This window comes from Paracoccus sp. MBLB3053 (genome assembly GCF_031822435.1).
GTDB classification, from domain to species: Bacteria; Pseudomonadota; Alphaproteobacteria; order Rhodobacterales; family Rhodobacteraceae; genus Paracoccus; species Paracoccus aurantius.
The window spans coordinates 1164703-1183066 of the sequence record NZ_JAVQLW010000001.1; the positions used below are offsets into that span (position 1 = coordinate 1164703).

Below are 18364 nucleotides of genomic sequence, written 5' to 3' on the forward strand. Positions count from 1 at the left end.
TTCGCGCCTTGGCAAATCTTCTTTTGGCGCCTAACTGATCCCACTGGGGCCGATCATATGGGCGGCTCGGAAGCCATCAACCACTACCCGACGTAACAAATGCACACGCGCCTTCTTTCCCCTGACGATCAAGGCCTTGCCATCGCGTGCGACTGGCTCTTGCAAGGCGATGTCATCGCGATGCCGACGGAAACGGTCTACGGTCTGGCGGGGGATGCCCGCAACCCCGCCGCCGTTGCGCGCATCTATGAGGCCAAGGGACGACCAAGCTTCAATCCCCTGATCGTGCATCTGCCCGACCGGGCCGCTGCCGAGAAGGTGGGCCATTTCGACGGGAAGGCGCAGGCGTTGGCCGAAGCCTTCTGGCCCGGTGCGCTGACGCTTGTCGTGCCGCTGCGCGACGATGCGGGGATCGCCTCGCTGGTCACGGCCGGGCTCGACACGGTGGCGCTGCGGGTTCCGGCGCATCCCGTCGCCCATGCCCTGCTTGAACGTTTCGGCGGCGCGCTGGCCGCACCTTCGGCGAATCCGTCAGGACGCATCAGCCCCACCATGGCGGGCCATGTGGCAGATCCCGAAACTGGCCTCGGCGGTCGCATTCCCGCGGTGGTCGATGCCGGAGCATGCCCCGTCGGCGTCGAATCGACCATTGTCGGCTGGCTGGACGGCCGACCCGCGCTGCTGCGGCCCGGCGGGGTTTCGGCCGAGGATATCGAGGCGATTCTGGGCGAGCCGCTGCTACGGCCCGAGCTTGACCCCGATGCTCCGAACGCACCCGGTCAGTTGACGAGCCACTATGCCCCGCGCGAAAGCCTGCGACTGAACGCGACGGATCGAGCCCCTGACGAGGTTCTGATCGGTTTCGGCGATATCGAGGGCGACATGACGCTGAGCGCTTCGGGAAATCTGATCGAGGCCGCGGCGCGTCTCTTCGATCTCTTGCGGCAGGCCGATGCGTTGGGCCGTCCGATTGCCGTCGCAACGGTGCCCGAACGCGGACTTGGGGCGGCGATCAACGATCGGCTTCGCCGCGCGGCGGCGCCCCGCTAGGCGCGGCCGGCGCTGGGCGACAGGGCGAGGGGGTCGATGCCGAGCCCGCGCAGGGCGGCGCTCCACTTGCCAGAATTGTCGGCGCCGAAGATGAGTTCGTCGAACCGATCGCTGGTAAGCCAGCCATTGTCGAGGATTTCGGAATCTAGCTGACCCGGCCCCCAGCCGGCATATCCCAGCGCCAGCATGGCAGGCTGCGGCCCGCGCCCATGGGCAAAGTCTTCAAGAATGTCGCGCGTCGTCGACATGGCCAGATCGCCATCGATGCGCATATGCGCTTCACCTTCGTCATCGGTTTCGGTCGCAAGGCGATGCAGCACGAAGCCCCGCCCCGGTTCCACCGGGCCACCGAACCGCACCGGGATATCAAGCGTCTCGGTCCCGGTGTCGATGCCCAATTGCGCAAGCAGATCCGAGAAACCGATCTCGGGCATCGGGCGGTTGACGACAAGCCCCATCGCACCCTCATCGGAATGGGCGCAGACGAGAATTACCGAATGCTCGAATCGCGGGTCGCGCATGCCTGGCATGGCGATCAGCATCTTGCCCGTCAGGTTGATGACATTGTCCAAACGGAACTCCCCTTCTCTCTCATTTCAAAGATCGGGTTTTACGCAGGGTTTCGCAAGGGATCGCGGCATTTTGCCGGTATTGTGACTTCACCCGTCCCCCGGCTGCCACCTAAGAATGCAGTCATGAAGTGGTTTGCGTTCCTTTTGATTTCAACGATTCCGGCGCTGGCGCAGGACGGCGGCACGATGCCGTCCGAACTTCCGCCGGGGCTTGTATCGGTTGAATTGCTGCCCGGCTGGACCCTGCCCGATGGTCATCGGATGGTCGCCTTGTCGGTCGTGCTGGAGCCCGGCTGGAAGACCTATTGGCGCAGCCCGGGCGATACCGGTGTGCCGCCGCAATTCGACTGGCAGGGTTCTGGCAATCTGGCAAGCGTCGCCATCCATTGGCCGCGCCCCGAGGTGATCGAATCCGGTGGCGAGCGGACCTTGGGTTATCACGACAGGCTGATCCTGCCGATCGAGGCCGTGCCTGCCCAGCCGGATCAGCAGGTCGAACTCAGGGCCGTGATCGATTTCGGGATCTGCGAGGAAATCTGCGTTCCGGTCCAGGTGACGCTGGCCGCGCCACCTGCTCATCACGCCCCCGATCCCGCGATCGAGGCCGCGCTTGCCGAGACGCCCGAGCTTTCGAGCGAAAAACCCAGTTGCCGGATCGACGAGATCAGCGACGGCTTGCGCGTCACGGCTGAATTCAAGGATCACGAGGCGCCCGAGGTGGCGATGGAACTCGACGATGACGATGTCTGGGTGTCGCAGCCAGAGCTGTCGCAAGCTGGCCATGTCCTGACGGCCAAGGCCGATTTCATCGACGGAACGGGAAGGCCCTTTCCGCTGGATGCGGCCCATCTGAGACTGACGCTGATCGGCCCCGACAGTGCGACCGAGTTCATGGGCTGCAGGCCGGTGCTTGACTAGGGGCGCGGCCCTGCATCCAGCCGCGCGGCGATCGACAGCAGATCGGCCCAGGCCTCGCGCTTGGCCAGAGGCGTTCGCAGCAGATAGGCCGGGTGCGTCATCGGCAGTGCCGAGAGCCCGAAGGCCTCGGTCCAGCCACCGCGCAGCTTCAGGATGCCTTGCCGGTTCAGCGCCGCGATGCAGGGCGTGTTGCCCATCAGGACAATGATCTCTGGCTGCGCCAGTTCGACATGGCGCCGCAGGAAGGGCAGCATCAACGCGATCTCAGCCGCTTCCGGCCGCCTGTTTCCCGGCGGACGCCAGGGCAGGACATTGGTGATGTAAATCGCTTTTTCGGCATCGGCCGCGTCGCGGGCAAGCCCGATTGCTCCGAACATCCGATCCAGAAGCTGGCCGGCTCGACCGACGAAGGGTCGACCCTGCAGGTCCTCTTCCTCGCCTGGCGCCTCGCCGATCACCATGACCCGTGCCCCGGCCCGTCCGTCGGCGAAGCAGAAGTTCCGCGCGCCCTTTTTCAGCTCGATCGGCTCGAAGGCTTCCTGCGCGGCGGCGAGCGCTGCAAGCGTTCCGGCCGCGGAGGCCGATTGTTCGGCCAGCGCGACAAGATCGCGCGCCTCGTCGCGCGGGGCAGGGGGCGGCGCAGGTGCGGCGGTTGCAGGGACAGAGGCGATGCGGTCGGGCAGGTCGTAGCGATCTAGCGGATCGTCCAGGCATGGTTCGTCGGCGCCCAGCTCTGCCTGCCATTGCAGAAGAGCCAGCGCGGTCTGCGCATCCAGTGCGAATCCCCGATAGGTCGGATCAGCCGTCATGCGCGCAGGCTAAGGCCCGAGAGGCGCGCGGGCAAGCCGCCGCCTGCCGCGCGGGCGCATCGTCACTGCGACTGGGTGATCGGCGTCGTTCCGCCCCCCATCTCGACAAGCCGCTGGATCAGCGGCCTGGCCTGCGGGCCGATGCGATCACAGGCGTCGGGATCGTCGAGCAGCTTGAAGGCGGGGCCGTAATAGTCGCGGTCATATGACCTTGCATCCAATCCCAGCTTTGCCGCGAGACGGTCACCGGTTCCGGTAATCAATGTCCATTCGCCATTGCTGATCTCGTAGCCCGAACAGTTCGAGGTAATGACATTCACATTCGCGAGTTCGGTGATCAGCGACTTGGCCTCTTCGGTGCTCAGGCCGGACACGTCCGGCAATTCGACGGTGACGCCTCCGTCGGCAAGCGCCGCGCTTGTCATCATGACGAGCGCGCCGGCCGCAGCCGTGAGTGCATGCATGGGTTGCCCCTTTATTCCGATTGCCGGCCCATCCCGCCCGAAGCGGTCATCACCTGCAACCCAATTCGCCGTGAACTTGACGCTGCGGGGCTGCAGGGCTAGGCGGTTTCACGAACCGCGCGTAGCACGAGAGGATGCCCTGCGATGACCACCCATTCCCTGCTGATTCTGCCCGGCGACGGCATCGGTCCCGAAGTCATGACCGAGGTCCGCAAGGTCATCGACTGGTTCCAGGCGAACAAGGGCATCCAGTTCGAGGTCAGCGAAGACCTTGTGGGCGGTGCCGCCTATGACAAGCATGGCGTGCCGCTGGCCGACGAAACCATGCAGAAGGCTCAGGAAGTCGATGCCGTCCTTCTGGGCGCGGTCGGCGGCCCGGCCTATGACAACCTCGATTTTTCGGTCAAGCCCGAGCGCGGGCTCTTGCGGCTGCGCAAGGAAATGGACCTGTTCGCGAACCTGCGCCCGGCGCAATGTTTTGATGCGCTGGCCGATTTCTCGTCGCTGAAGCGTGAAGTCGTTGCCGGACTCGATATCCTGATCGTGCGCGAACTGACCTCGGGCGTGTATTTCGGCGAGCCGCGCGGCATCCATTCCGACGACAACAACCCGCAGAACGAAGGTGGCCGCGTCGGCATCAACACCCAGCGCTACACCTCGGGCGAGATCCGTCGCGTCGCGCGTGCGGCCTTCGAGTTGGCCAAGAAGCGCGGCAACCGCGTCTGCTCGATGGAAAAGGCCAACGTCATGGAATCGGGCATCCTGTGGCGCGAGGAAGTGCAATGGGTCCATGACAACGAATATCCGGAAGTCGAGCTGTCGCACATGTATGCCGATAACGGCGCGATGCAGCTGGTGCGCCGCCCGAACCAGTTCGACGTCATCGTGACCGACAACCTGTTCGGCGACATTTTGTCTGACGCCGCAGCGATGCTGACCGGTTCGCTTGGAATGCTGCCCTCCGCGAGCCTCGGCGCGCCGATGGCGAATGGCCGTCCCAAGGCGATGTATGAGCCGGTCCACGGCTCCGCCCCCGATATCGCGGGGCAGGGCAAGGCCAATCCGATCGCCTGCATCCTCAGCTTCGCCATGGCGCTGCGCTACAGCTACGATCTGGGCGCCGAGGCCGACCTGCTGGAAAAGGCCATCGAGAAGGTGCTGGCCGATGGCGTCCGCACCGCAGACCTGATGGGCCCCGAAGGCGGCACGCCGGTCACCACCTCGCAGATGGGCGACAAGATCGTCGAAGCCCTCTCGGTCCTCTGAGCCAACCAAGCGCCCGCCCTTATCGGCGGGCGCAGCTTTTTCTGGCGATGGGGGAGCGATGCCGGGAAATTTCAAGGGCGCGCTTCTGGCGCTGCTGTCCATGGGGATCTATTCGACCCATGACGTGATCATCAAGCTGCTGGGCGAAAGTTACCCGGCGCTGCAGATCCTGTTCTTCTCGGCCCTGTTTTCCTTTCCGCCCATCGCCATCCTGCTGCTTCGGGACCCGACGCATGGCACGCTGCTGCCGCGTTCGCCCTTCTGGGTGACTTTGCGGGCGATCTGCGTGGTGAATTCCGGGATTTGCGGCTTTTACGCCTTTTCTGTCCTGCCGCTGGCGCAGGTCTATTCGATCCTGTTCGCCTCGCCCTTGCTGATCACCCTGCTTTCGGTGCCGATCCTGGGCGAGCGTGTGGGGCTGGCGCGCGGGCTTGCCGTGGCGGTGGGTCTCGCGGGCGTGCTGGTCGTGCTGCGCCCAGGCTATCTGGCGCTGGAACTGGGGCATTTCGCGGCGCTTCTGGCCGCATTCTCCAGCGCGATGGCGGCTGTGTCCGTGCGCAGGTTGGGCCGGACCGAACGGACGGTGATCCTGATCCTGTGGCCGATCATCGGGAACTTCATCCTGACCGGTCTTTCGCTTGGCTTTGCCTACCGCCCGATGGAAGGGCTGGACCTTGCCCTGACCGGGTTGATCGCGGTGCTGGGTCTGACGGCGGGCTTCCTGCTGATCCAGGCCTATCAAGCCGGCGAGGCGGCGAATGTCGCGCCGATGCAATATTCCCAGATGCTTTGGGCGGTTGCCTATGGCTGGCTCGTCTTCGACGAGAATCCCGATGCGGCGACACTGGCGGGGGCGGGGCTCATCATCGGTTCCGGACTTTTCATCCTGATGCGGGAACGTCGGGGCGGATCGCGTCTTCGGCCGGTGACCGAAGCGCGGCTTCGCAGCGAAACCGTCACCGCGCCACGCGCGCTCTTGCTGCGCCGGCTTCTGCGGCGCGAGTGATCGCGACTGAGAAAACCGCACGACCCCCCTTGCATTCCTTTGTCCTACAGGCTACCTGCCAGCCCACGGTCGGAGCGTAGCGCAGCCTGGTAGCGCACCTGCTTCGGGAGCAGGGGGTCGGAGGTTCGAATCCTCTCGCTCCGACCATTTCCCGAATCGCGAAACGACAGATGTTTCGTCCTTTCCGGATAGCTTCAACATTTTTGCGACAATGTGACCGTGCCTAGCTCTCGGGCCTGATCCCTTGCCTTTGACGGCTCTGCGCCAGACCTTCTGCGCTGTCCGCACCCGACCGGGGGCGCGTTGACCGAAAGGTAAGAATTCGCGAAGAGCCGGATTAAACTTCGCGAAGAAAGACGCATTCCCGGCTTGCCCGGATTGCAGCCTGACTGACCGGTCCCGACAGTGATGCCGAGGCTGATCGCCTCATGCCTTGTTGTGTGACGGAGAGAGATCATGGCGACTATTCGCGGCAATGACGATGACAATCGCGTCAATGGCACCGATGCTGCCGACCGCCTGTTCGGCATGTCCGGGGATGATACCATCCTTGGCGCCGGAGGAGATGACACAATCGATGGCGGCGAAGGCAATGACCGGATCGATGCCGGGGAAGGGGCGAACAGGATTCTTGCCCGCAGCGGCAATGACGTGATCGATGCCGGTGACGGCAATGACATCATCGACGCCGGCGAGGGGAACGACATCGTCCGCGCCGGATCGGGCGACAACCGCATCACCCTGGGAGAGGGCAATGATTCCTCGGTCTCTGGCGGGGGCCGGGACACGATTTCGGCGGGAGACGGCAATGACACCGTCTGGGCCGGTGGTGGGCGCGACCATATCGACGCGGGTGAAGGCGACGACCATATCCATGGGCAGAACGGCAATGATCGCATTTCCGCACATGAGGGGAACGACACGCTTGACGGCGGGCGGGGCAATGACACGATGACGGGCGGCGCAGGCGATGACGTCTTCATCTGGAATGGCGGCAAGGATCGCATCACCGATTTCGAAGATGACGATGACGAGATAGACGTCTCGGCCTATGCGCGCTTCGACAGCTTTGCCGATATTCGCGATGCGGCAGTCCAGAGCGGCGACGACGTCGTGATCCAGGCGGGCACGGATCGGCTGGTGATCGAGGACCTGCAACTGAACCAGCTCAGCAGCGACGATTTCATCTGGTAAGGCTCATGAGCACTGACGCCGATGGCGCGATCCTTCGGCGTCACGCCTTTGGCCGAACCCGCATGCCACGACCCGCCGTGCCTCTCCGGCGCGGTCACAAGCCAATCCGGTAACCCGCACCACGGACCGTGTGAATGAGGCTCGGCTTTGCATCGCCGTCGATCTTGTTGCGCAGATAGCGGATATAGACGTCGACCACCTTCGATCCTGGGTCGAAGCCATATCCCCAGTTGTTGTTCAGGATCTGGCTGCGACTCAGCACTGCGCCGCTATGTTCCATCATGTAACGCAGCAGACTGAATTCCTTCGGCGTCAGGGTGATGTCGCGACCGGCGCGGGTTACCTGACGGGTCGTCGGATCCAGCACGAGGTCGGCGACCTGCAGAACGGGATCGAGCCGCATCCCCGGGGCACGTCGCAAGAGCGCCTCGACCCGGGCGACCAGCTCGTCAAAGGCGAAAGGCTTGGTCAGATAGTCATCCGCCCCGGAATTCAGCCCCTCGATCTTTTCGCCGAGCGCATCGCGCGCCGTCAGCATCAGGACGCTCGAGGTGATGTTTTCGCTGCGCATCTGCCGACAGATGGTCACGCCGTCATGGTCGGGCAGCATGCGGTCAAGGATGACCAGTGGATAGTCCGCCTTGCGCATCATGCGCATGGCGTTCTGCCCGTCGCCGGCAATGTCCAGCATATGCCCCTCTGCCTTCAACCCGCGATAGACGAAGCTCGCGATGCGGGGGTCATCCTCAACCAGCAGAATCTTTGCCATCTGCACCTCCGGCCTGAAGTGGGACCCAGATGCGGAGCGTCGTCAAGCGTTCGGCGCTGGCAATCTCGATCCGACCGCCATGGCCCTCGACGATCCATTTGGCGATGGCAAGTCCCAGCCCCGTACCACCCTGATCGGGCGTCCCGGATTGGCGAGAGCGGTAGAATCGGCTGAAGACATGGGGCAGTTCGGCGGCAGGTATATCGGCGCCCCGGTTTCGGATCGCGAACTCGGCCCCCTCCTTGTCGCAGTCCAGGGTGAAGCGCACCGTCGAGCCCGGATCGGCATATTTGATCGCATTGTCGAGCACGATCATCAACGCCTGCGCAAGACGGCCTGCATCTGCGCTCGCGCGGCAGGGCCCTGCGGGACCCTGGATCTCGATCCGGATTTCGCGGGCTGCGGCAAGGATTTCCGCGTCCGCATGCACGATTTCAAGGATGTCGCGCAGGTCAAGCGCCTGCATGTCGAAACGGATCGCATCGACTTCGGCCCGGGCAAGGAACAAGAGGTCCTCGACCAGACGCGTCATCTGGTGGCACAGCGTGACCACGCGTTCCAACGTCTCGCGATATTCCCCGACGGTTCTGCTTGCCCCGCGCAAGGCAATCTCCGCCTCACCCCGGATGACCGTCAGGGGGGTGCGCAATTCGTGACCGATATCGGCCAGAAACAGCATGCGGCTGTGATTGAGCGTTTGCAGCCTGGAATTGGCTTCCTCAAGCTCTCCCGAGCGGCGACCGACCTCGTGTTCCAGCCCGGCCTGCACGTCGAGCAATGCGGTGCGCTGCACCTCGAGCCGCGAGGCGGCATTGTCGATCTGGCCGGCGAGGCTCGCGAATTCGTCCCGTCCGCGGTATCCGATGCGATAGCCCAGATCACCCTCGGCGATCGCCCGGGTGGCGTTCTCCAGCGCCTGGATCGGCCGGGTCAGCGACCGGCTGAGCAGCCAGGCCGCCATCGCCGAGAACAGGAAGGCCGCTGCGGTCACAAGGCTGATGATCCATTCCAGTTCGCGTTCCAGGCGATTGGCCTGGGATTGGAACTGGCGCAGTTCGGCTTCCTCGTCAGCGATGGCCGCGCTGATATGAACCTCCAGCGTCGTATCCAGCCGGTTCTCGATCTCGTCGCGAAAGATTTGCACCGCCTCGTCCAGCCGCCCCTCGTCGCGCAGCAGAAGCAGCCTTTGCGTGCGCAGGTCGATATCCTCGTAAAGCTTGCGCATCTCGGCCACGCGCTCCAGCTCGCGCTCTTCGTTGGCGCTCCCCGCCGGCAGCGACAGAATGGCAAGCTCGTCACGGATCAGATCCTCCAGCCGATCAAGGCTGGTCTCAAGACTGTCGCGGGCCTCGTTGAAATCCGAAAGCTCGGTGCGCCCCAGCAACAGCAGTTCCGCGACATTCTCGGAATAGCGGTTCATCGCGGCGGACATGCGGATGACACTGTCGAGCTGTGCCCCGGCAAGCCGGTTGCGATCGAAATAATAATCGATCCTTCCGACATAGAGCCAGGTGACCGTGGCCACACTCAGCAGCATTGCCGTCACGAGAAACTGGAACGACAGGATCTTGAGGCGGATGGTCATGATTCTGGACGGGCTCCTGCAGGCGATCCAAGGCGATGCGACCAGCTGCCGCTTGGCCGATCCGGCAGTTTAAGCGCCGGCGTTCCGGCCAGGTGAACTGCGCCCGTGGGGGAGTGTTGACCGAAGCGGGATACGAAAGATAGCGCGGGACCGATGAAATTATCACGAAGCCGCCCTGTCGATCTCACGCCAAGGCAGCCTATCCTGATGCTGCCCAGGACCACCAGATGCAGGCCAAGCAGCTCGCAGACGACCGGGAACATGGATGGCTGGGCCCGATCTGCCTATCGAGACTTCCGACCTGAAATCACGAAAGGCGTGCGGCCCGATCCCCGATGGCGGCTATTGCGAAACAATGCCCCCTGCCGATGCCTATTCCGGCTGTCGGCAGGGGGCGTCCCTCGCTGCGAAAGGGTTCAGGCATCGCTTTCGGTAAAGACTTCGTCCCGACGCTTCCTGATCTGGGGCATGAAGATCAGGATGAGCACGGCGAGCGTCACCAGAAGCAGCGTCGCGCTGATCGGGCGGGTGAAGAAGGTCATCGGATCGCCCCGCGACAGGATCATCGCCCGGCGCAGGTTTTCCTCGAGCAGCGGACCCAGAACAAAGCCCAGAAGCAGCGGCGCGGGCTCGCAGCGCAGCTTGGACATGACATAGCCCAAGAGCCCGAAGAACGCGACCGCGAACAGGTCATAGCTGTTCGAGTTCACCGAATAGACCCCGATCGAACACATCGCCATGATGATGGGGAAAAGCACGTAATAGGGCACGGTCAGCAGCTTTACCCAAAGCCCGATCAGCGGCAGGTTCAGGACCACCAGCATCAGGTTCCCGATCCACATGCTGGCGATGATGCCCCAGAACAGCGCGGGCTGCTGCGTCACGACATTCGGCCCCGGCACGATGCCTTGGATGATCATCGCACCGATCATCAGCGCCATGACCGGGTTCGCCGGAATACCGAGTGTCAAAAGCGGGATGAAGCTGGTCTGCGCGCCCGCGTTGTTCGCGCTTTCCGGTCCGGCGACGCCCGCCAGGGCGCCCTTGCCGAATTCCTCGGGGTGGTCCGAAAGCTTCTTCTCGACCGTGTAGGATGCAAAGCTCGCAAGGATCGCGCCGCCGCCCGGCAGAATGCCAAGGGCCGAGCCGACGACCGTGCCACGCACCACCGGCCCCGCCATCTCGCGGAATTCGGCGCGGCTGGGAAAGAGGCTGCTGATCGACTTTGTCATCACCTCGCGGTCATGCTCGTCCTCGAGATTGCGCAGGATCTCGGCGATACCGAAGACGCCGACGGCCAGCGCCACGAAGTTCAGCCCGTCGGCATATTGAATGATGCCCATCGTGAAACGGGGCGTGCCGGTATAGATGTCGGTTCCGACCATGCCCAGCAGCAGGCCCAGAACCACCATGGCCAGCGCCTTCAGAACCGAGCCATGGGCCAGCGCGACCGACATGACAAGCCCCATGACCATCAGGCTGAAATACTCGGCCGCGCCGAATTTAAGCGCGATCGTCGTCAAGGGCGGGGCAAAGATCGCGACGAGGAAGGTCGCGACCGTGCCCGCGAAGAAGGACCCCAGCGCGGCGGTCGCAAGCGCGGTCCCGGCCTTGCCCTTGCGCGCCATCTGGTAGCCATCGATCGCGGTCACGGCGGATGAGCTTTCGCCCGGCATGTTGATCAGGATCGCCGTGGTCGAGCCGCCATATTGCGCGCCGTAATAGATCCCCGCCAGCATGATGAGCGAGCTGACCGGCTCAAGCTGGAAGGTGATCGGCAAGAGCATGGCGATGGTCGCGGTGGCCCCGATGCCCGGCAAGACCCCGATCAGCGTGCCAAGGATCACCCCTATGAGGCAGAAAAGGATATTCGCCAGCGAGGATGCGACCGAAAAACCCAGCGCGAGATTGTTCAGAAGTTCCATGTCACGCCCTCAGAACGGCAGCCAGGGGCCAAAGCGGCGGAACGGCAGACCCAGCCCATAGCTGAAGATCAGCGTCGAAAGCAGCGTGACTGCAAGCGCCAGCAGAAGCGAATGCAAGGGTTTCATCCGCATCGAGGCCTGCGCCGCGATCAGCGTGGCCAGGAACAGCGCCGGCACGAAGCCCAGCCCCCGAACCGTCAGGCCAAAGAAGATCGGCGCGGGCAGGATGAACAGCATCCCGCGCCACGCGATCCTGCCGAAAGGCTCGTCTTCGCTGCCGAATGCCTTCAGGAAAACCAGCAACCCCAGCAGGAACAGCAGCCCCGACAGGACCATCGGGAAATATCCCGGCCCCATGCGCAGCGAGGTGCCAAGCTCCAGCCCGCGTGTCTGCCAGCCGAAGAAGGCTGCCGCCGCCATCAGCAACAGACCCGCCGCGATATCGGTGCGGTCCTTTGGTTTGGTGGACATGCGCCAACCCTCCATGAAGATGGCCCCGCCGAGGCGGGGCCGCATTGGATCAGTCGGCATAGACGCCGGCAGCCTCGATCACCGGCTTCCAGCGGGCGATCTCGGATTCCAGCTGGGCCTGAAGCGCGGCGGGCGTGGCGTCCTCGGCCGAGGAAGGCGCGGTTCCCAGATCGGCCATGGCCTTGATCACGCCCTCATCGGCCAATGCCGCCTGCAGCGCCTTGGACAGCCGCTCATTGGCTTCGGCGGGCGTGCCCTTGGGCGTGTAGATGCCGTGCCAGATCGCGAATTCCAGGCTTTCCAGTCCGGATTCCTTGGCGGTCGGCAGATCGGGGAACAGCGGCAGGCGTTCGGGCGTGGTCACCGCATAGGGCTTGATGGTGCCGCCCTGGATCTGCTGTGTCGTGTTGGTCGTCTGGTCGCACATGATATCGACCTGCCCGCCCAGAAGGTCGGTCATCGCCGGTCCGGTGCCCTTGTAGGGAACAGTCACCATCGGCGTTTCCAGCGCCTGCATCAAGAGCATGCCGCACAGATGCGAGGCCGCGCCGATGCCCGCATTGGCCAGCGTCAGCTTGTCGGCATTGGCCTTGACGTAATCCTTGAAGCCATTGATGTCGGCCGGCTCGAAATCCTTCCTCGCGACCAGAACCATCGGCACCTCGGTCACAAGGCCCACATATTCGAAGGCGGCCAGCGGATCATAGGCAAGGTTGCGGTAAAGCGTGGCCGAGGTGGCCATGCCGATATGATGAAGAAGCATCGTGTAGCCATCCGGCTCGGCCTTGGCGACCTGGCCCGCGCCCAGCGTGCCGCCCGCGCCGCCGACATTCTCGATCACGATCGTCTGGCCCAGATCGGCCGACATCTTCTCGGCGACCAGGCGGGCGACAGTATCGGTCGGCCCGCCCGCCGAGAAGGGCACCACCATGGTCATCTGCCGCGACGGGTAATCCTGCGCGAAGGCCGGCGCGGTCAGCATCGTTGCGGCGACAAGCGCGCCGACAAGCTTCGAGATAGACATTTTCCCCTCCCAAGGACTGCATGTCCGGCGGTCTCCCTGGCCGCCTCTGGTGCCAGATTGCGGCCATCGCCCGTGCGGCGCAAAATGCCTAGATGCGGCTTGGACAGCCATATCGGCGATTTATCGCGAGAACGGGTGGAAAGGGTAACATCGCCCGCCGAAAATGTGTGGATTGCCACCCATCGCTGGCGTCAGGCCGCGCCGTCCTCGCCGGTGTCGACAATCATGCGCCGGTCCAGCGCGTATTTCTGCATCTTCTCGTAAAGCGTCTTTCGCGAAATGCCCAAGGTCTCATAGACCGGTCGCAGCCGTCCGCCATGCGCGGCGATGGCCCCCGCGATCAGGCTGCGCTCGAAATCCGCGACCCGGTCCGACAGGCGCGCGCCCGCCTCGGGGGCAAGCTCGGCATGTTCCAGACCCAGCACGAAGCGTTCGGCCAGATTGCGCAATTCGCGCACATTGCCGGGCCAGTCCTTGGCGGCGAGCCCCGACAGGAAAGCGGCAGGGGCGGCGCGTTCGGGAATGTGGTGGCGAGCCGCGGATTCGCGGACCAATTGCAGGAACAGCAGCGGGATATCCTCGCGCCGCGCCGATAGCGGCGGGACATGCAGCACGGCGACATTCAGCCGCCAGTACAGGTCCTCGCGGAAATCACCCCTTGCGACGGCCCCGGCCAGGTCGACCTTGCTGATCGCCATGAAGCGCACGTCCAGCGGAACCGGATCGTTCGAGCCCAGCCGGGTGATCACCCGTTCCTGCAGCACGCGCAGCAGCTTCGCCTGCAATTCCAGCGGCATCGACCCGATCTCATCCAGCAGGACGGTGCCGCCGCGGGCATGTTCGAACTTGCCGTAGCGCGGGCGCAGCGCGCCGGGAAAGGCGCCCGCCTCATGGCCGAACAGCTCGGATTCGATCAGCGCTTCGGGCAAGGCGGCACAATTGATCGCGATGAAAGGGCGCCCGGCCCGCGCCGAGATGTCGTGCAGCGCGCGGGCCACGACCTCCTTGCCGGCGCCAGTGGGGCCGATGATCAGCGTATCCGCATCCGATGCGCCGATCGCCCGCAAGCGGTAGCGCAGGTCCACCATGACCTGCGTGCGGCCGGGCAGGCGGGCCTCGATGTCATCGCGCTTGCCCGCGACGGCGCGCAGCCTCCTGTTTTCCAGCACCAGCCCGCGATGTTCCAGCGCGCGGCGGATGACGGTCGCGAGATCCTGCACCACAAAGGGCTTCTCGATGAAATCATAGGCGCCGCCACGGATCGCCTCGACGGCCAGCGGCACCTCGGCATGGCCGGTCACGAGGATCACCGGAATATCCGGGTCCACCTCGTGCAGCCGTCCCAGCAGGGTCATCCCGTCCATGCCGGGCATGCGGATGTCGCTGACGACGACCCCCGCGAAACCCGGAGCGGCCAAGGCAAGCGCTTCGTCCGCGCTGGCCAGAGGCTCGACGGCAAAGCCCGCAAGCTCAAGCGCCTGCGCGCTGGATGAGCGCATCTGTTCGTCGTCATCGACCAGAAGAACGCGGCCCGTGCTCATGCCGCAGCCTCGGTCGCGGGGGCCGCATGCAGGCGCAGGCAGAATTCGGCGCCGGGCTCCATGTTGCGGCAGGTGATGTCGCCCCCGAAATCGCGCACGATATTGGCCGTGATCGACAGCCCCAGCCCCAGCCCCGCACCCATCCCCTTGGTGGTGAAGAATGGGTCGAAGATCCGCGGCGTGATGGACTCGGGGATGCCGGTGCCGCGATCCCTGACCCGGATCACGACCCGTCCGCTTTCGACGCATGCAGACAGGGTGATGCGCCGGTCCCCGGCGCTCTCGACCGCATCGGCGGCATTGGTGATCAGGTTGACCAGCACCTGTTGCAGTCGCGTGGGCCCCGCCCGCAGCAATGGCAGCGTCTCGGGCAGGTCCAGCTCCAGCACGGCCCCGCTGCTCGCCAGCCGGGCGGCGACGATGGTGCGCGTTTCCTCCAGCAGCGGGGCCAGCGCCACCGCGCCCAGCTTTTCGTCGGGCTTTCGCGCGGCCTGTCGCAGATGCTTTCCGATGGCGGACATGCGGTCGACCAGCGACAGGATATGGCCGATATTCTCGCAAGCGCGGCCGTGATCGCCGCGCTCGATCAGGATCATGGCGCTGTCGGCATAGTTGCGCGCCGCCGCCAGGGGCTGGTTGATCTCATGCGAAAGCGAGGCCGACATCTGCCCCAGCGCGGCCAGCTTGCCGACCTGCACGAGACTGGCCTGCGCCGCGCGCAGCTCGGCCTCGGTCGCGCGCCGCTCGGCGATCTCCTGTTCAAGCTGGCTGTTGGCGCGGGCAAGTGCCGCGGTCCGCTCGATCACCCGCCGCTCCAGCTCGGCATGGGCGAAACGCTCCATCGCAAGCCGCTCGGCCGCCTGGACGCGGCGCTGGCGCCACATCAGCGCCCCGAAACCGGCCGCCGAAAGCAAAAGCACCAGGCTCGCGACCGCCAGCCGCGCCTCGGAACGCAGTTCCGCGCTGTTCAGCAGAACATGCACCCGCCAGCCCGCATCGGGCATCTCTTGCGAGGCCATGATGTAATCCTGGGGCCCCGCCGCGTCCGACAGGCGCAGGACCGGCACCCCGTGCATGATCCCGACCCGATGCGGAAATTCGGTCAGCGGGGTATCGGCATATCGCCGTTCGGCAAGGCTGCGGGCCAGCCGCTCGGGGGTCAGGGGCGTCAGGCTGTGGTAAAGCCAGTCCGGCTCTGAGGCCAGAAAGACCGCGCCGTCCGGATCGGTGACCAGAACCCGGTGCTCGCCGCCGCGCCAGGCGCTTTCGATCCGTTCGACCCCGATCTTGACGGCGACGACCGCGATGATCCGCCCGGTTTCGTTCCTGACCGGGGCGGAAAAATAATAGCCCCTGACGCCCGAAGTGGTGCCGACACCGAAGAACCGCGCCGGACGGCCTGCCATCGCGTCGATGAAATAGGGCCGATAGCTGAAATTCTGCCCGATGAAGCTGTTCGGCCCGCGATGGGTCGAATGGGCGATGGTCTCGCCATCGGGCAGGATCAGGTAGATATCCGAGGCTTCCAGCGCCTCGTTCTGCTCGGCGAGCCACAGGTTCACCTGCCGGCGCAGCGCCGCGTTTTCCGGTTCGGCCGCCAGCCGGTTGATCAGGTCCTGTTCGCCGACAAGCTGCGGCACGACCTCGTAGCGTGCGAGATCGGCGCGCAGCGCGTTCACCGTCAGGCGCAGCGCCGTCGCCGCGCGGTTCTGGCCGGTCGCAAGGTAATGCTGAAAGGCTGCCTGCGATCCAAGCCACAGCACCAGCCCCAGAAGCACCGCCATCAGGGCCGATGGCCAAATCATCGCCCGCCGCCCTCGCGGCCCCGCAGGCAGGGCTAGGCGCATGGGCGGCGTGCCGCGCGTGCCGGGCTTTCGATCATGCAGCTGTCCTCACATCCCCTGGCGAAATGTGACAGCTTGCCCCGCGTCGCGCAATCTTTCCGTCAGATGACGAGCACGCCCGAATGCTTGGCCTTGTGCTCGGGCTCGACATGGATGGTGATCAGCGCCTCGGGCAGGTGGGATTTCAGCGCCTGCTCGACCCGGTCGCAGATGTCATGCGCCTGATCGACGGTGGTCTGGCCGTCCACCACCAGGTGGAAATCGATGAAGGTCTTGGGCCCGGCATGGCGGGTGCGCAGGTCATGCGCCTCGATCGCGCCGGTCGCATGGTCCGAGATCGTGCTGCGGATCTTCTCGAGCATCTCCTCCGAGACCGCCTCGTCCATCAGCCCGGACAGGGACGCGGCCATGACCTTCCAGCCCGACCACAGGATGTTGACCGCGACCAGCGCCGCCAGCGCCGGGTCGAGGATCGACCAGCCGGTGACGACGGCAAGCGCCACGCCGATCACCACCCCGACCGAGGTCACGACATCCGACAAAAGATGATGGCCATCCGCGACCAGCGCCGGCGATCGCAGGCGCCTGCCGCGCGTCAGCAGCACCCAGCACCACCAGCCGTTGATGCAGCTCGCGACGATATTGATCAGCAGCCCTTCCAGCGGGGCGTCCAGCACGCGCGGTTCCAGAAATGCGGCAAGGGATTCGCGCAGGATCAGCAGCGCCGCGACGATGATCATCACGCCCTCCAGCACGGCGCTGAAGAACTCGGCCTTGTGATGCCCATAGGGATGTTCGCGATCCGCCGGTCGCGCGGCCACCCGGATCGCGATCAGCGCGGCGATCGCCGTCGCCACGTTCACCGTGCTTTCCATCGCATCCGAGAGCAGCGCGATCGACCCGGTCAGCCACCAGGACAGGGTCTTGAGGCCAAGAACGAGGAGTCCGACGAAAATGCTGCCGATTGCGATTCTTTCGGTAGCAGGCATGCGCGCTTCCCTGTTCGAATCTGTCGAAGGGGTGGTTTAGCGGGGATTGTCGGGATCGCCAACTGTAGAGGTTAAGATTGGCTGCTCCTCGAGCTGCGTGGAGGTTCAACGGCGTGGTGAACCTATACCGGTGATCAGTCGTAACGACCTGCGCAAAATTCTCGATGTGCTTTTGCCCGGATTGCTTTTCCGTTTTTGCTCGCAGATTAGATGAAGCTGTGGAACGGTTTAGTAGGTTGAAGGGGCAGCTAATTTGGAAATTACAGCTCTCATAGTGCTCGCCGCATTTGCTGCGGTATTGATGTTTTGGCGACTCAGCCGATCGCGTATGCGGCAAGAGTTGGAAGACGAGATGGCGCGTGCATATCCAGAAAAACGCGAAAAGTCGTCAGTCAGGACTGACACCAAGACTGTAGAGCCCGTTCCAACTCGGAAGGTTCTTCAGGGGTCAGCCTATGTTGTGGACGGCGACACCATCACTATTAAAAAGACCCAGATTCGTCTGTTTGGCATCGACGCCGCTGAATTGGACCATCCTTACGGAAAGAAGGCCAAGTGGGCTTTGACTTCGCTTTGCAAAGGCCACTCCGTCCGGGCCGAGGTCACCGAGCAAGATACCCATGGGCGGACTGTTGCAAGATGTTACCTGCCGGATGGCCGTGATCTCTCCGCTGAAATGGTCAAGCTGGGCTTGGCTATAGACTGGCCGAAGTTTTCGGGTGGGCAGTATCGAACCCTCGAAACTGCAGATGCGCGGAAGAAACTATGGCTTGCCGACGCTCGGCAGAAGGGGCGGTTGGACGTGTGGGAGAGGTTTGAAGCCAAACAGGGCATGCGCAAGTCCGAAACGTAGCCTGGGCTCACGGGCTTAGGCGGCTCGTGGAATCCCCCTCGCAGTTCCTGTTCGGCGCGCCCTCACCTCACCTCTGTGCCAAGG

The 18364-nt window shown here is 64.3% G+C and carries 17 protein-coding genes and 1 tRNA gene; 7 read left to right on the top strand and 11 right to left on the bottom strand.

What is annotated here, in order from left to right; genetic code table 11:
* The first annotated feature begins 99 nt into the window (after positions 1 to 99).
* Entirely contained in the window at positions 100 to 1050 is a 951-nt protein-coding gene (locus RGQ15_RS05875; protein WP_311159287.1) for an L-threonylcarbamoyladenylate synthase, read from the top strand.
* On the opposite strand, the gene RGQ15_RS05880 is transcribed toward RGQ15_RS05875, so the two are convergent.
* Positions 1047 to 1622 (bottom strand): YqgE/AlgH family protein, encoded by a 576-nt coding sequence (locus RGQ15_RS05880; RefSeq protein ID WP_311159288.1) that lies wholly within the window; start codon positions 1620 to 1622, stop codon positions 1047 to 1049. The two genes, RGQ15_RS05875 and RGQ15_RS05880, sit on opposite strands and share 4 nt — an antisense overlap.
* Positions 1623 to 1745: 123 nt before the next feature.
* On the opposite strand from RGQ15_RS05880, the gene RGQ15_RS05885 reads away from it, so the two are divergent.
* Positions 1746 to 2540: a protein-disulfide reductase DsbD domain-containing protein gene (locus tag RGQ15_RS05885; protein ID WP_311159289.1), complete on the top strand. Its 795-nt coding sequence runs from the start codon at positions 1746 to 1748 to the stop codon at positions 2538 to 2540.
* Here RGQ15_RS05885 and RGQ15_RS05890 read toward each other — a convergent pair.
* Positions 2537 to 3349 (bottom strand): uracil-DNA glycosylase, encoded by an 813-nt coding sequence (locus tag RGQ15_RS05890; protein ID WP_311159290.1) that lies wholly within the window; start codon positions 3347 to 3349, stop codon positions 2537 to 2539. The genes RGQ15_RS05885 and RGQ15_RS05890 overlap by 4 nt on opposite strands.
* Before the next feature lie 62 nt (positions 3350 to 3411).
* Entirely contained in the window at positions 3412 to 3813 is a 402-nt protein-coding gene (locus RGQ15_RS05895; protein WP_311159291.1) for a hypothetical protein, read from the bottom strand.
* Between the two features lie 144 nt (positions 3814 to 3957).
* Between RGQ15_RS05895 and leuB the strand changes: the two genes are divergently transcribed.
* The 4 genes from leuB to RGQ15_RS05915 all read left to right on the top strand — a co-directional run bounded on the left by leuB (position 3958) and on the right by RGQ15_RS05915 (position 7279).
* On the top strand, positions 3958 to 5079 hold the full coding sequence (gene leuB / locus RGQ15_RS05900; RefSeq protein WP_311159292.1) for a 3-isopropylmalate dehydrogenase: 1122 nt from the start codon (positions 3958 to 3960) through the stop codon (positions 5077 to 5079).
* Between the two features lie 58 nt (positions 5080 to 5137).
* Positions 5138 to 6085: a DMT family transporter gene (locus RGQ15_RS05905; protein ID WP_311159293.1), complete on the top strand. Its 948-nt coding sequence runs from the start codon at positions 5138 to 5140 to the stop codon at positions 6083 to 6085.
* 70 nt (positions 6086 to 6155) lie between these two features.
* Positions 6156 to 6232: transfer RNA gene (locus RGQ15_RS05910), tRNA-Pro, on the top strand.
* A gap of 309 nt (positions 6233 to 6541) precedes the next feature.
* Positions 6542 to 7279: a calcium-binding protein gene (locus RGQ15_RS05915; RefSeq protein ID WP_311159294.1), complete on the top strand. Its 738-nt coding sequence runs from the start codon at positions 6542 to 6544 to the stop codon at positions 7277 to 7279.
* 94 nt (positions 7280 to 7373) lie between these two features.
* On the opposite strand, the gene RGQ15_RS05920 is transcribed toward RGQ15_RS05915, so the two are convergent.
* The 8 genes from RGQ15_RS05920 to RGQ15_RS05955 all read right to left on the bottom strand — a co-directional run bounded on the left by RGQ15_RS05920 (position 7374) and on the right by RGQ15_RS05955 (position 17427).
* Entirely contained in the window at positions 7374 to 8048 is a 675-nt protein-coding gene (locus tag RGQ15_RS05920; RefSeq protein WP_311159295.1) for a response regulator transcription factor, read from the bottom strand.
* Positions 8026 to 9633 (bottom strand): sensor histidine kinase, encoded by a 1608-nt coding sequence (locus RGQ15_RS05925; protein WP_311159296.1) that lies wholly within the window; start codon positions 9631 to 9633, stop codon positions 8026 to 8028. Before RGQ15_RS05925 ends, RGQ15_RS05920 begins: the two co-directional genes overlap by 23 nt.
* Before the next feature lie 416 nt (positions 9634 to 10049).
* Positions 10050 to 11558, bottom strand: a complete 1509-nt coding sequence (locus RGQ15_RS05930; protein WP_311159297.1) for a tripartite tricarboxylate transporter permease — start codon at positions 11556 to 11558, stop codon at positions 10050 to 10052.
* A 9-nt stretch (positions 11559 to 11567) separates the two neighbouring features.
* Positions 11568 to 12029 carry a tripartite tricarboxylate transporter TctB family protein gene (locus tag RGQ15_RS05935; RefSeq protein ID WP_311159298.1) on the bottom strand — a complete coding sequence of 154 codons (462 nt, stop codon included), beginning with the start codon at positions 12027 to 12029 and terminating at the stop codon, positions 11568 to 11570.
* A gap of 49 nt (positions 12030 to 12078) precedes the next feature.
* On the bottom strand, positions 12079 to 13053 hold the full coding sequence (locus RGQ15_RS05940; RefSeq protein ID WP_311159299.1) for a tripartite tricarboxylate transporter substrate-binding protein: 975 nt from the start codon (positions 13051 to 13053) through the stop codon (positions 12079 to 12081).
* 191 nt (positions 13054 to 13244) lie between these two features.
* Entirely contained in the window at positions 13245 to 14594 is a 1350-nt protein-coding gene (locus RGQ15_RS05945) for a sigma-54-dependent transcriptional regulator (protein WP_311159300.1), read from the bottom strand.
* On the bottom strand, positions 14591 to 16399 hold the full coding sequence (locus RGQ15_RS05950) for a sensor histidine kinase (RefSeq protein ID WP_311159301.1): 1809 nt from the start codon (positions 16397 to 16399) through the stop codon (positions 14591 to 14593). Before RGQ15_RS05950 ends, RGQ15_RS05945 begins: the two co-directional genes overlap by 4 nt.
* Before the next feature lie 140 nt (positions 16400 to 16539).
* A complete protein-coding gene (locus RGQ15_RS05955; RefSeq protein WP_311159302.1) occupies positions 16540 to 17427 on the bottom strand; it encodes a cation diffusion facilitator family transporter in 888 nt (295 codons plus the stop codon).
* A gap of 253 nt (positions 17428 to 17680) precedes the next feature.
* Here RGQ15_RS05955 and RGQ15_RS05960 point away from each other — a divergent pair, with 253 nt between their 5' ends.
* A complete protein-coding gene (locus tag RGQ15_RS05960; RefSeq protein WP_311159303.1) occupies positions 17681 to 18280 on the top strand; it encodes a thermonuclease family protein in 600 nt (199 codons plus the stop codon).
* Positions 18281 to 18364 lie beyond the last annotated feature (84 nt).

Bases quoted from the DNA above. Each gene is read 5' to 3' on its own strand.
- RGQ15_RS05875 (WP_311159287.1), top strand. From the start codon at position 100: ATGCACACGCGCCTTCTTTCCCCTGACGATCAAGGCCTTGCCATCGCG.
- RGQ15_RS05885 (WP_311159289.1), top strand. From the start codon at position 1,746: ATGAAGTGGTTTGCGTTCCTTTTGATTTCAACGATTCCGGCGCTGGCG.
- RGQ15_RS05890 (WP_311159290.1), bottom strand. From the start codon at position 3,349: ATGACGGCTGATCCGACCTATCGGGGATTCGCACTGGATGCGCAGACC.
- RGQ15_RS05895 (WP_311159291.1), bottom strand. From the start codon at position 3,813: ATGCATGCACTCACGGCTGCGGCCGGCGCGCTCGTCATGATGACAAGC.
- leuB (WP_311159292.1), top strand. From the start codon at position 3,958: ATGACCACCCATTCCCTGCTGATTCTGCCCGGCGACGGCATCGGTCCC.
- RGQ15_RS05905 (WP_311159293.1), top strand. From the start codon at position 5,138: ATGCCGGGAAATTTCAAGGGCGCGCTTCTGGCGCTGCTGTCCATGGGG.
- RGQ15_RS05915 (WP_311159294.1), top strand. From the start codon at position 6,542: ATGGCGACTATTCGCGGCAATGACGATGACAATCGCGTCAATGGCACC.
- RGQ15_RS05920 (WP_311159295.1), bottom strand. From the start codon at position 8,048: ATGGCAAAGATTCTGCTGGTTGAGGATGACCCCCGCATCGCGAGCTTC.
- RGQ15_RS05925 (WP_311159296.1), bottom strand. From the start codon at position 9,633: ATGACCATCCGCCTCAAGATCCTGTCGTTCCAGTTTCTCGTGACGGCA.
- RGQ15_RS05930 (WP_311159297.1), bottom strand. From the start codon at position 11,558: ATGGAACTTCTGAACAATCTCGCGCTGGGTTTTTCGGTCGCATCCTCG.
- RGQ15_RS05935 (WP_311159298.1), bottom strand. From the start codon at position 12,029: ATGTCCACCAAACCAAAGGACCGCACCGATATCGCGGCGGGTCTGTTG.
- RGQ15_RS05940 (WP_311159299.1), bottom strand. From the start codon at position 13,053: ATGTCTATCTCGAAGCTTGTCGGCGCGCTTGTCGCCGCAACGATGCTG.
- RGQ15_RS05945 (WP_311159300.1), bottom strand. From the start codon at position 14,594: ATGAGCACGGGCCGCGTTCTTCTGGTCGATGACGACGAACAGATGCGC.
- RGQ15_RS05950 (WP_311159301.1), bottom strand. From the start codon at position 16,399: ATGATTTGGCCATCGGCCCTGATGGCGGTGCTTCTGGGGCTGGTGCTG.
- RGQ15_RS05955 (WP_311159302.1), bottom strand. From the start codon at position 17,427: ATGCCTGCTACCGAAAGAATCGCAATCGGCAGCATTTTCGTCGGACTC.